Annotated in this window: 12 protein-coding genes; all 12 read left to right on the top strand. The window is 57.5% G+C overall.

Features of this window, described 5'->3' with window-relative positions; all coding sequences use genetic code 11:
* Positions 1–39 precede the first annotated feature (39 nt).
* Complete coding sequence (gene mnmG, locus VLY20_00440; GenBank protein HUK55111.1) at positions 40–1,971, top strand: tRNA uridine-5-carboxymethylaminomethyl(34) synthesis enzyme MnmG; 1,932 nt, start codon at positions 40–42, stop codon at positions 1,969–1,971.
* Positions 1,949–2,599, top strand: coding sequence for a 16S rRNA (guanine(527)-N(7))-methyltransferase RsmG (gene rsmG / locus VLY20_00435; GenBank protein HUK55110.1), 651 nt, complete (start codon positions 1,949–1,951; stop codon positions 2,597–2,599). The genes mnmG and rsmG overlap by 23 nt, the downstream gene beginning before the upstream one ends.
* Before the next feature lie 175 nt (positions 2,600–2,774).
* Positions 2,775–3,551 carry an AAA family ATPase gene (locus tag VLY20_00430; protein HUK55109.1) on the top strand — a complete coding sequence of 259 codons (777 nt, stop codon included), beginning with the start codon at positions 2,775–2,777 and terminating at the stop codon, positions 3,549–3,551.
* Positions 3,529–4,383: a ParB/RepB/Spo0J family partition protein gene (locus VLY20_00425; protein HUK55108.1), complete on the top strand. Its 855-nt coding sequence runs from the start codon at positions 3,529–3,531 to the stop codon at positions 4,381–4,383. The genes VLY20_00430 and VLY20_00425 overlap by 23 nt, the downstream gene beginning before the upstream one ends.
* A gap of 41 nt (positions 4,384–4,424) precedes the next feature.
* Entirely contained in the window at positions 4,425–4,865 is a 441-nt protein-coding gene (locus tag VLY20_00420; GenBank protein ID HUK55107.1) for a polymer-forming cytoskeletal protein, read from the top strand.
* A gap of 8 nt (positions 4,866–4,873) precedes the next feature.
* Complete coding sequence (gene mnmA / locus VLY20_00415) at positions 4,874–6,055, top strand: tRNA 2-thiouridine(34) synthase MnmA (GenBank protein ID HUK55106.1); 1,182 nt, start codon at positions 4,874–4,876, stop codon at positions 6,053–6,055.
* Positions 6,056–6,104: 49 nt separating this feature from the next.
* A complete protein-coding gene (gene atpH / locus VLY20_00410) occupies positions 6,105–6,641 on the top strand; it encodes an ATP synthase F1 subunit delta (protein HUK55105.1) in 537 nt (178 codons plus the stop codon).
* 17 nt (positions 6,642–6,658) lie between these two features.
* Positions 6,659–8,179 (top strand): F0F1 ATP synthase subunit alpha, encoded by a 1,521-nt coding sequence (gene atpA, locus VLY20_00405; protein HUK55104.1) that lies wholly within the window; start codon positions 6,659–6,661, stop codon positions 8,177–8,179.
* Between the two features lie 21 nt (positions 8,180–8,200).
* Entirely contained in the window at positions 8,201–9,067 is an 867-nt protein-coding gene (gene atpG / locus VLY20_00400; protein HUK55103.1) for an ATP synthase F1 subunit gamma, read from the top strand.
* A 145-nt stretch (positions 9,068–9,212) separates the two neighbouring features.
* Complete coding sequence (gene atpD / locus VLY20_00395) at positions 9,213–10,634, top strand: F0F1 ATP synthase subunit beta (protein ID HUK55102.1); 1,422 nt, start codon at positions 9,213–9,215, stop codon at positions 10,632–10,634.
* A gap of 3 nt (positions 10,635–10,637) precedes the next feature.
* Positions 10,638–11,042: a F0F1 ATP synthase subunit epsilon gene (locus VLY20_00390; GenBank protein HUK55101.1), complete on the top strand. Its 405-nt coding sequence runs from the start codon at positions 10,638–10,640 to the stop codon at positions 11,040–11,042.
* Positions 11,043–11,225: 183 nt separating this feature from the next.
* On the top strand, positions 11,226–11,697 hold a 472-nt coding region (locus VLY20_00385), incomplete at its 3' end, for a hypothetical protein (GenBank protein HUK55100.1).

Raw genomic sequence — 11,697 nt, 5'->3', positions numbered from 1 at the left:
AAAAAGTACAACTGATATGTTCCACGTGGAACATTGGCCATGCTGATCCAAACGTTCGATCGATCCTACGATGTCATTGTGGTCGGAGGTGGCCATGCGGGATGCGAGGCTGCTCTTGCGGCCGCTCGCATGGGTTGTTCAACGATGTTACTGACTATGGAACCGGATAAAATTGCACATATGTCATGCAATCCGGCCATCGGTGGTATAGCGAAAGGACATCTCGTACGGGAAATAGATGCTCTTGGTGGAGAAATGGCCAGGAACACAGATAAGGCCGGTATTCAGTTCCGCATGCTCAATACTCGAAAGGGACCTGCAGTCCAGGCTGTGCGTGCTCAAGCCGATAAGGCCGCTTACCGTCATGAAATGAAGACATCGTTGGATGTGACAAAAAGGCTCGAAATCCGGAAGGGAACTGTATCTAGGTTGTTAACACGTGGACAAGAAGTGTCCGGAATCATAACGGACACAGGAGTTCGGCTAAAGGCCAAGGCTGTTGTATTGACAACTGGAACTTTTTTAAGAGGGTTGATCCATATAGGGATGACCCGTTTTCCGGCCGGTAGAGCCGGCGAAGCGGCGGCCGAAGGCCTTTCTGAAGACCTCCTAGGATTTGGACTTAAGTTAGGACGCCTTAAAACAGGAACGCCGCCTCGCCTGGACCGTCGCTCTATCGATTTCTCCGTAATGATTCCGCAATATGGCGATGAACCCCCTCCCCCGTTCTCCTACTCAACAGAGCGAATAGCGACGAAACAGGTTCCATGCCATATCACTTATACAAACAATGAAACGCACAAAATAATCATGGATAATCTCGACCGATCACCGATGTACAGCGGTGTCATCGAAGGGACAGGACCGCGATACTGCCCATCCATCGAGGATAAAGTGGTCCGATTTTCGGCGCGTGACCGCCACCAGGTGTTTGTGGAACCTGAAGGTATTAATTCGGAAGAGTTTTATCCAAACGGAATTTCTACAAGTCTGCCTGTGGACGTGCAAGGAGCAATATTAAAAACCATTCCGGGCCTTGAAAGCGCCGTAATGTTAAAGCCTGGGTATGCGGTTGAATATGATTTCTTTCCGCCCACCCAATTGAAGCCGACACTTGAAACGAAAGTATTGGATGGACTGTATCATGCCGGTCAAATCAACGGTACCTCCGGCTATGAAGAGGCGGCGGCCCAAGGGCTTATGGCCGGCATCAACGCGGCCTTGAATATCTCGAACAAACCCGCGTTGATTTTGGATCGTTCAGAGGCCTATATAGGCGTTCTTATCGACGATCTTGTTACAAAAGGGACGCGTGAGCCTTATCGGATGTTTACCTCAAGAGCGGAATACCGATTATTACTTCGACATGATAATGCCGATGTCCGATTAATGGAGAAGGGATTGCAAATTGGACTCGTCTCCCAGGCTTCGTATCAAACGTTTCTTCATAAGCAATTAACCATAAAAAATGAAATCGGTCGGTTGAAAAAGACCCGGATCAAAGCAGGGGTCCTGTATGAATGCGGCCTGTTGGGCCTCGAAGAAACGGCGGACCAGACGCTGGAGCAATTGCTCAAGCGCCCCGAACTGGATTACGAAATGATCGAGCCGCTTTCAAACCGCGAACCCCTTCTCTCCGATGAGATTAAAAAGCGGGTGGAGATCGAAATCAAGTACGACGGGTACATTCAGAGGCAATTAAAGGAAGTCGACCGTTTCAAAAGGATGGAAGATCGAAAAATTCATGCTGAATTTGATTATGACAGTGTTATTGGCCTTTCAACAGAAGTACGCGAGAAGCTGGATAAAATTAGACCGATCTCTGTTGGCCAAGCATCACGAATTTCCGGGATCACACCTGCCGCGCTTTCGCTCATTTTAGTTGCACTGGAACGTGCTCGGTTGAACCCGAAAGAAGGCAAAAATAAGCGCCAAGGGAATATTGACGATGCCCCGCCCGGGCCGATCTGAGCTTGCGACCTTTTTTGCGACCGGCTCGAAGTCGCTGAGCAGTCCATTATCCGATTTTCAGATCAGTCAATTTTTGATCTATCTTGAAGACCTAAAGGAATGGAGTCGTGGGGTCAATTTGACCTCGATCCTAGACGATAAAGAGATCATTGAAAAGCATTTCCTGGACTCCCTTGCCGGATTAAAAGCGATCGAAAAACGTCCGGGACAAACATTATTGGACATCGGAACCGGGGCGGGGTTCCCTGGCGTTCCATTAAAGATCGGTCTTCCCGGATTGCAACTAACCCTCCTTGAATCTTCAGAGAAAAAGACGGCATTTCTTCATCATCTTATCGGCAAACTTAAGTTGTCCGAGATCAGAATTTTAAATCAACGTATCGAGAAACTGGCGACCGGTGACAATCGCTACGATTTGATTGTTGCAAGGGCTTTCGCGAAAATAGAGACGGTATTGAGTAAAGCCCTCCCGTTATTAGGACCTAATGGGAAATTGATTCTGTATCAGGGACGTATTCAATCCGCCATGCCGGTTGATCGGATAAAGGAATGGGAAGCCACAGTGCAATACGAGCTTCCGTTTTCAAAAATCCTTAGGAGGTTGGAGATCTTTAAGCGACCGTCATAGCACCTCGACCCGAATCAGTCCGGACAATGTTCCACGTGGAACATTCTTAAAACCCCGCCATTGTTGTAGTGCAGCCTGTGTCGATAGACGGCCGATACGTCTGGGCATAAAAAATTCTTTTGTTTTGTTTTCTATTGTGATAGGATCTGCCGGGTCATCGGGTTGCGCAGCCGACATGGGAAGCGTTATCGCAATTGCCAATCAAAAAGGAGGGGTCGGGAAGACGACCACCGCCATCAATTTGGCGGCGTCCCTCGCCGTGGCCGAAAAAAAGGTGTTGCTGGTCGATGTCGATCCGCAGGGAAACACCACAAGCGGCCTGCAAGTCAATCGGGAAAGCCTCTCGGCCAGCCTCTACGACGTCCTCATGGGACACAAAACATTTGAGGATGTCATACGGAAAACGGAACTGGCGGGCTTGGAATTGGTCCCGGCGCGGGTCGACTTGGTGGGCGCGGAACTGGAATTGGTCTCGATTCCGCATCGCGAGTCCATTTTGAAGAACGTGATGCGGAATGTGGCGGAACGGTATGATTATCTGATCTTGGACTGCCCGCCTTCGCTGGGGCTGCTGACGCTCAACGCGCTGACGGCCGCCCATTCCGTCTTGATCCCGGTCCAGTGCGAATATTATGCCATGGAGGGATTACAGCAGCTGTTGCGGACGATCCGGCGGGTTCGGGAGAGTTATAATCCCGACTTGAAAATTGAAGGAATTTTATTCACGATGTTCGACGGCCGCACCAATCTGGCCCATCAGGTGGTTCGGGAAGTCCGAAGTTATTTCAAACAGCAGGTTTTTGAGGTTATGGTGCCGCGGAACGTGGTCTTGGCGGAAGCGCCCAGCCATGGCCGGCCCGTGCTCCTGTACGGCATCGGTTCGACGGGGGCTCAGGCCTATCTGAATCTTGCGAAGGAAGTGATGGCCCATGCAGAAGAAAGCACTCGGTAGAGGACTGGACGCCCTGTTTGATCGGGCCCTTCCGGAGGGGGCGTCCGCCGCGGGTTCCACCGGACGATACCTCGATCTGGACGTCCAAAAAATAATACCTAATAGGTATCAGCCCCGAAAGGTCTTCCGGGAGGCGGACCTGCAGGAGCTCGCCGCCTCCGTCAAAGAACGGGGGGTTCTCCAGCCCGTCCTCGTCCGGCCCGCCGAAGACGGCCGCTACGAGTTAATCGCCGGCGAACGTCGCTGGCGGGCGGCCAAGCTGGCCGGTCTGGACAAGATCCCTGCCGTGCTTCAGGAGGCCTCGGACCCCGATGCCGTGGAGTTGGCCCTGATTGAGAACCTTCAACGCCAAGACCTCAACCCGATCGAAACCGCCAAGGCCTATCGCCGCTTGACGGACGAGTTTCGTTTGACGCAGGAGGAAGTCGCCCGTCGGGTGGGGAAAGAGCGGTCTTCGGTCACCAATGCACTGCGCCTGTTAAACCTCCCGTCCGAAATACAGGAGGCGATCGCGTCGGACCGGCTATCCATGGGCCATGCGAAGGTCCTCTTGTCCCTGACCGGACTGCAGGCCCAACTCCGGTTGGCCCAACGGATTATGCGGAAGGGGCTCTCGGTGCGCGCCGCCGAAGCCGCCGCCAATCGAGCGCCCGCGCGGACTCGGAGCGGACCGTCCGGGATTCAAGCGGCCCTGACCGAAGCCGAAGAACGGCTGATTCGATATCTGGGAACGCGGGTTCGAATCACCATGATGAACGGCGGAGGACAGGTCGCGATCCACTATCAAAACCCGTCGGATCTGGACCGGCTGCTGGAGCTCATTCTAAAATAGCCGAGGCGTTGCCTGCCGAGATGATAGACAAGGAGGAACACATGCTGCGCAAGGATGACAAAGACCGAAGAGACGGAGTCGGCGACGAGGTCATCGCTTTTTTGGGAAAGGGCACCGAATTCAAGGGGGTGATCACGTACCATGGCACGATACGGATCGATGGACATGTCGAAGGAGAGATCATCACCGAGGGAACGCTGGTCGTGGGCGAAGGCGCCGTCATTCATGCCGAGATCAGCGCCGGCACGGTTGTGAACGGCGGCAAGATTACGGGCAACGTCACCGCCTTGGAAAAAATCCAGCTCCTGCCGACGGCGATTTTGGACGGATCGATCAAGACGCCGGTGCTCATCATTGAAGAAGGCGTACGGTTTAACGGTCATTGTCAAATGAGCGGAGCGGAAACGACGTCGCGGAAGGGACTGGAAGGATCGGGACAGGTTCAAGGACAGGTGGCGGAGGCCATGCAGGAGGCGCGCTGAAGCAGGACATGACCCAGAAGCGGATGAGTCGGACGGAAAACAAGACGGTTGTGGTCGGCATGAGCGGAGGCGTGGACAGTTGCGCCGCGGCGCTGATGTTGAAGGAACAGGGCCACCGGGTGATCGGCGTGACGCTCAAGGTCTGGAAGGAAGAGGAGAACCCGGATAAGCGTTGGCAGGACCGGTCCTGTTGTAAAGTCGGGGTGGCGCGTTACGTGGCCCAACGGCTCGGGATTGAACACCATGTCGTCGACGTCCAGCCGGAGTTTCGACGGTCCGTGGTCGATGACTTTGTGGACGGATATCTCGGTGGAGAGACGCCGAACCCCTGTGTGCGATGCAATGAGCGGATCAAGTTCGGCCGACTCTTCGAGATCGCCCGGGAATTCGGGGCGGATTGTCTCGCGACCGGGCATTACGTCCGGCTGGAGAAGCCTGAAGGGACGGGCCGGCCTGTTCTCAAGCGCGCGGTGGATGAACAAAAAGACCAGAGTTACTTCCTCTACCGGCTCCGGCCGGAGATTCTGCCCCACTTGATCTTCCCCTTGGGCTCCCTTCGCAAATCCGAGGTGTGGCGGCGCGTCGAATCCCTGGACCTTCCGGCCGACGAGATGCGCGAGAGCCAGGAAATCTGCTTCGTCACACAGCAGGATTACCGGCAGTTTTTGTCGATCGAAGCGCCCCAAGCGGTCCGACCCGGCCGGATCGTGACCTCCCAAGGGGAGGTTTTGGGAGAACACCCGGGCGTGGCCTTCTACACCATCGGGCAGCGGCGGGGATTGGGCCTTTCGGCCCCGGATCGTTTGTACGTGGTCGATATCCGTCCGGATGAAAACACCGTAGTGGTGGGCGAGGAGTCCGAACTGCTCTGCGAGGAACTGGTTGCGAACGACCTGAATTTTTTTGTGGAGCAACCCCTGAGGCATCCGATGGAGGTGGAGGTGAAAATTCGGTACCGTCATGCATCGGTGCCGGCCCGGATCGATCCGGTGGACGGCCAAACCGTCCGCGTTGGGCTTCAAAGGCCCCAGCGGGCCGTGACCCCCGGGCAGTCCGTCGTCTTCTATCGGGGCGATGAACTGCTGGGCGGGGGCATCATCCGGAGCCTATCGCGGAGAGGATCCCCGGCGCTTCCTCGGCCCTCCGAAGTCGCAAGCCGGCCGCTTGACAACACAACGGCCCTGTGTTAGGGTAGCACATTTTTGTCGAGAATCACGGTCCCGGACTTGGTTTGAGGTCATGAGCATCGCAACGGCACGACGGTACGCGAAAGCGCTTTTCGAATTGGCCCGGCAGGAAGGGCAGCCAGCGCCGGTCCGCGAGGGGCTTGGGCGGATGGATGAGATGATCCGCGTCCAGCCCGAACTGCGCGACCTCTGCCGGAGCCCGCGCTATCACCCGGAAGAGAAAAAGCGGGTATTGGAATCGCTGGCCGGTCGAATCGGAAGCCCGCCGCTCCTGAAACGCTTCATGGATCTCCTGATCCAGAAAAACCGGCTCGGGCAGTTGCCCGAGATCACGAAGGTCTTCGGACTTCTGGTGGACGAGGCTGAAGGCGTGGAGCATGTGCGGGTACGCGCGGCGCGGCCTTTGTCCAAAGAACAGGAGTCCGGTTTGAAACGAGAACTGGGGGCTATTCTGAAACGGGATGTGGATCTGATCGTCGAATCCGATCCGTCCCTTCTCGGAGGGATGGTCATCTATGCGGGGAGCCGTGTCTACGATGGAAGCGTGAGGGGACAGCTTCAGGGGCTTCGGCGTGAGTTGGCCAAGTAAGGTCAGGAGCTAGAACAATGCAGATGCGCGCGGAAGAGATCAGCGAGATCATCAAAAAGCAGATCAAGGATTTCCAGAAGGGCGTCGACATCCAGGAGGTCGGAACGGTTCTCCAGGTCGGCGATAACATCGCGAAGATTTACGGGCTGGAAAAGGCGATGGCCGGAGAGCTGCTGGAATTCCCCGGCGCCGTGTACGGGATCGTCCTGAACCTGGAGGAGGACAACGTCGGCGCGGTGCTTCTGGGGTCGGATGTCGGAATCAAAGAAGGGGATCTGGTCAAACGGACCGGCCGGATCGCCGAGGTGCCGGTGGGCGACGCGCTCATCGGGCGCGTGGTCGACGCGATCGGGCAGGCCATCGACGGGAAAGGGCCCGTCCAGGCCAAGGAGTTCCGGCGGGTCGAGGTGGTTGCTCCCGGCGTGGTCGATCGCCAGCCGGTGCGCGAACCGCTTCAGACCGGGCTCAAGGCCATCGATGCGATGATCCCCATCGGGCGCGGCCAGCGCGAGCTGATCATCGGAGACCGCCAGACCGGGAAGACGGCCATCGCGGTCGACACGATCATCAATCAAAAAGGCCAGAACGTGATCTGCATCTACGTCGCGGTCGGGCAGAAGCGCTCGACCGTAGCGCGGGTGATCAAGACGCTGGAAGACGCCGGCGCCATGGCGTACAGCATCGTGGTCTCGGCCACCGCGTCGGAGCCGGCGTCGCTGCAGTTTCTGGCGCCGTACATCGGCTGCGCGATCGGGGAATATTTCCGCGACAACGGGCGCCACGCCCTGGTGATCTACGACGATCTTTCCAAGCACGCGGCCGCGTACCGGCAGCTGTCGCTCCTTCTCCGGCGGCCTCCGGGCCGGGAGGCCTATCCCGGGGATGTCTTCTACCTTCATTCGCGCCTTCTGGAGCGCGCGGCCAAGCTCAGCGACGCGCTGGGCGGCGGCTCGCTCACGGCCCTGCCGATCATCGAGACCCAGGCCGGGGACGTCTCGGCCTACATCCCGACCAACGTCATCTCGATCACGGACGGGCAGATCTATCTCGGGGCGGATCTCTTTTATTCCGGCGTCCGGCCGGCGATCAACGTCGGACTCTCGGTCTCCCGCGTGGGAGGGTCGGCCCAGATCAAGGCGATGAAGCAGGTGGCCGGTACCCTGAGGCTGGATCTGGCCCAGTATCGCGAGATGGCGGCCTTCGCCCAGTTCGGTTCCGAGCTGGACAAGACCACCCAGGCGATGCTGGCCCGCGGCGCGCGGATGGTCGAGTTGTTGAAGCAGGACCAGTATCAACCGTTACCGGTGGAGGCCCAGATCCTCTCGATCTTTGCCGGGATCAACGGGTACGTCGACGATCTCCCGGTCGAGCAGGTGCGCCGCTTCGAGCAGGCATTGGTCAAATATTTTGACCAAGAGGGAGCGGACCTTAAAAAGGAAGTGGCCGCGAAGAAGACCATGGACAAGGATCTCACCGATAAAGTCAAGAAGGCGCTGGAACGCCTGAAGCAGGACTTCGTCAAGAAAATTTCGGTCTAGCCCCCTGGATGCCGAACCCCCATGCCCAGTCTTCAGCATATCCGACGAAAAATTAGTTCGGTCAAGAGCACCCAAAAAATCACGAAGGCCATGAAGATGGTCGCCGCGGCCAAGTTCAAGCGGGCGCAGGACCGCATCCTCTCGGCCCGGCCCTACGCCCAGAAAATGGCCGCGGTCCTGAAGGGCCTGAGCCGGGGAGTCAACCGTGATCTGCATCCCCTCCTCCGCCGTCGATCCGCGCGCAAAGTCGAGCTGCTCGTCATCACGGCCGATCGCGGGCTTTGCGGGGCGTTCAACGCCAATATTCTCCGGCGGGCGCAGGAGTTCATTCGGGAGAAGCGCGCGGCCGGGTTGGAGGTGGGCGTCTCGGTCGTCGGCCGGAAGGCCCGGGATTTCTTCAGACGGCGGGGAACCGTCCCCCGGGGGACCTGGGTCCAGATCTTCGACCGGCTGGGCTACGCCCACGGGGCCGAGATCGGCCGGGACCTCAGCGCGCAGTACGCCGGCGTGGCCTTCGATGAGCTTTACCTTTTGTACAACGAATTTAAATCGGTGATGCAGCAGCGGGTCGCGGTCGAAAAACTGTTCCCGATCGAGCCGCCGGAGACGGCCGAGGCCGTGACGGGGGATTACTTGTACGAGCCCGATGAGACGGCCGTGCTGGTCCGCTTGCTGCCGAAATATATCGAGGTGCAGGTCTTCCGCGCCCTTCTCGAATCGGCGGCCGGGGAGCTGGGCGCCCGGATGACGGCGATGGACGCCGCCTCCCGGAATGCCGGCGAGTTGATCCGCAAAATGACGCTGGTCTATAACAAAACGCGCCAGGCCGTGATCACCAAGGAGCTGATGGATATCGTGGGCGGGGCCGAAGCAATGCGCGGAGGTTAACAGGCTGCTGAAAAAGTCCATCTGCGTCGTTCTCGGTCCCTCGGAGATCCTCACGTACCATCCTAAGTACGCTGCGGTCTCCTCGGTCCCTGCGGCCTCGCATCTGGAGCTTTTTGAGCAGCCTAAAAGCAAATGGAGGTAAACAGTGAATAAAGGCAGAGTGGTTCAGGTGATCGGTCCGGTGGTGGACGTTGAGTTCCCCCCGGGCAAGCTTCCGGCGATTTACAACGCGCTCCGCGTGGAACGGGAGGCGGATGAGAAGCACCGGCTTCCGCAGATCCGGCTGACGCTCGAGACGGCCCAGCACCTCGGAGAGAACCGCGTGCGGGGCGTGGCCATGTCGTCGACCGACGGCCTGGTGCGCGGGATGGACGTCGTCGATACCGGCGCGCCGATCTCGGTGCCGGTCGGACCCGAAACCCTCGGGCGGATGGTCAACGTCCTCGGCGAGCCGGTGGACCATCAGGGGGCGGTCCAGGCGAAAAAACATTACCCGATTCATCGACCGGCGCCGTCCTTGGTGGACCAGGAGACCCGGACGGAGGTGTTCGAGACCGGGATCAAGGTCATTGATCTCCTGGAGCCCTACTCCCGCGGGGGAAAAGTCGGGCTGTTCGGGGGCGCCGGCGTGGGCAAGACCGTGATCATCATGGAGCTGATCAACAACATCGCGACGCAGCACGGCGGCTATTCCGTCTTCGCCGGCGTAGGCGAGCGGACGCGGGAGGGAAACGACCTGTGGCTCGAGATGAAGGAGTCCGGCGTGATCAGCAAAACGGCGCTGGTGTACGGCCAGATGAACGAGCCGCCCGGAGCGAGGCTTCGCGTGGGCCTCACCGGCCTGACGGTCGCGGAGTACTTCCGCGACGAGGAAGGGCAGGACGTGCTCCTGTTCATCGACAACATCTTCCGCTTTACCCAGGCGGGGTCCGAGGTGTCCGCCCTTCTCGGCCGGATGCCGTCGGCCGTGGGCTATCAGCCGACCCTGGCGACCGAGATGGGCGCGCTGCAGGAACGGATCACCTCGACGAAGAAGGGCTCGATCACATCGGTCCAGGCGATCTACGTTCCGGCCGACGATCTCACCGATCCCGCTCCCGCCACGGCCTTCGCCCATCTGGACGCGACGACCGTGCTTTCGAGGCAGCTGGCCGAGCTCGGGATCTACCCGGCCGTCGATCCGCTCGATTCGACTTCACGGATTCTCGACCCCAAGATCGTGGGCGAGGAACATTACGCCGTGGCCCGGCAGGTCCAGGCGACGCTCCAGCGCTATAAAGAGTTGCAGGACATCATCGCCATTCTGGGAATGGACGAGCTGTCCGATGACGACAAGCTGACCGTCGCGCGCGCGCGGAAGATCCAGCGCTTCCTGTCCCAGCCCTTCCACGTCGCCGAGGCCTTCACCGGGGCGAAGGGGAAATACGTGAAGCTCAAAGACACCGTGAAGAGCTTCAAGGAGATCGTCGAGGGAAAATACGACGATCTTCCGGAGCAGGCCTTCTACATGGTCGGGCCGATCGAGGAAGTGGTCGAGAAGGCCAAGAAGTTGACGGGGAAAGCCTAACCAATGGCCGGCAAAATTCATATGGATATTGTGACGCCCGAGCGCTTGCTGATCAGCGATGAGGTCGATGAAGTGATCGCGCCCGGAGCGGAGGGCGAGTTCGGCGTGCTGCCCGGCCATTGCCATTTTCTGACGACGCTCCGGATCGGCGAGCTGCGTTATCGCAAGGGCGAGGAATGGAAGCGGCTGTCCGTGAGCTGGGGCTATGCCCAGGTGGAACCCAAACGGGTCACGATCCTGGCCGAGATCGCGGAGCGGGCGGAAGAGATCGATCTGGCCCGCGCCGAAGCCGCGGCCAAGTCGGCTGAGCAACAACTTGCCGCCGCCTCGAAGAGCGAAGAGATGGAAGCCGCACGCGCACAACTTGAAAAGGCTCTTCTGCGACTCAAGGTCGGAAAGAAACAATAGCAGGCTGCTGAAAAAGTCCATCTGCGTCGTTCTCGGTCCCTGCGGCCTTGCATCCGGAGCTTTTTGAACACCCTGAATCGTCTGGCCTGATCTTCCGCCGGTCTGAGCCGCGGCCTCGTAGGGGTTTGATTAATCCACGCTTATCACCTTGACACAGGGAAAGCGGAGGATTAAAATGTCTGCATGTCAAAATTCATTTTGCGACATCCTGTTTTATGGACTAGTTTTTCATTCCTTTTCATTTTTCTTCCGCAATGGCTTGCTTCGGTATGGAGTTTGTTTAGTCCAGATCCATTGGTTAAAATTATTTATAGCAAGGTTGGTTTAACAATGCCGACCTTTTCTTCATATTGGATAAGCATACCGATTGGATTTTTAATGTTTGGTTATCTTATATATGAACAGCACTTTAGGAAAGTTCCTGAATTAGGAGAAATAGTACAGCGGAAAAACAATCTAAAGATTGAGATAGAAGATATTGAAATAACAACATCACACAGTAGAGGTAAAGATGGTGAATCTTTTATTCAGGAAAAGCAAATTCTGAAAGTAACCATTTCACTGCTGCCATCCATGAAGATGCAAATTGCGAAGATATTATTACATATGGACGATAAAATCATAGAACCATCGGGTCCGCCTATTTATGCAAGTA

The organism is Nitrospiria bacterium (assembly GCA_035517655.1).
Taxonomy (GTDB): Bacteria; Nitrospirota; Nitrospiria; order JACQBZ01; family JACQBZ01; genus JACQBZ01.
The sequence above is the reverse complement of the archived record's forward strand: the minus strand, read 5'-3'. Positions and strand labels throughout refer to the sequence as shown.

Bases quoted from the DNA above. Each gene is read 5' to 3' on its own strand.
- mnmG (HUK55111.1), top strand. From the start codon at position 40: ATGCTGATCCAAACGTTCGATCGATCCTACGATGTCATTGTGGTCGGA.
- rsmG (HUK55110.1), top strand. From the start codon at position 1,949: ATGCCCCGCCCGGGCCGATCTGAGCTTGCGACCTTTTTTGCGACCGGC.
- VLY20_00430 (HUK55109.1), top strand. From the start codon at position 2,775: ATGGGAAGCGTTATCGCAATTGCCAATCAAAAAGGAGGGGTCGGGAAG.
- VLY20_00425 (HUK55108.1), top strand. From the start codon at position 3,529: ATGCAGAAGAAAGCACTCGGTAGAGGACTGGACGCCCTGTTTGATCGG.
- VLY20_00420 (HUK55107.1), top strand. From the start codon at position 4,425: ATGCTGCGCAAGGATGACAAAGACCGAAGAGACGGAGTCGGCGACGAG.
- mnmA (HUK55106.1), top strand. From the start codon at position 4,874: ATGACCCAGAAGCGGATGAGTCGGACGGAAAACAAGACGGTTGTGGTC.
- atpH (HUK55105.1), top strand. From the start codon at position 6,105: ATGAGCATCGCAACGGCACGACGGTACGCGAAAGCGCTTTTCGAATTG.
- atpA (HUK55104.1), top strand. From the start codon at position 6,659: ATGCAGATGCGCGCGGAAGAGATCAGCGAGATCATCAAAAAGCAGATC.
- atpG (HUK55103.1), top strand. From the start codon at position 8,201: ATGCCCAGTCTTCAGCATATCCGACGAAAAATTAGTTCGGTCAAGAGC.
- VLY20_00390 (HUK55101.1), top strand. From the start codon at position 10,638: ATGGCCGGCAAAATTCATATGGATATTGTGACGCCCGAGCGCTTGCTG.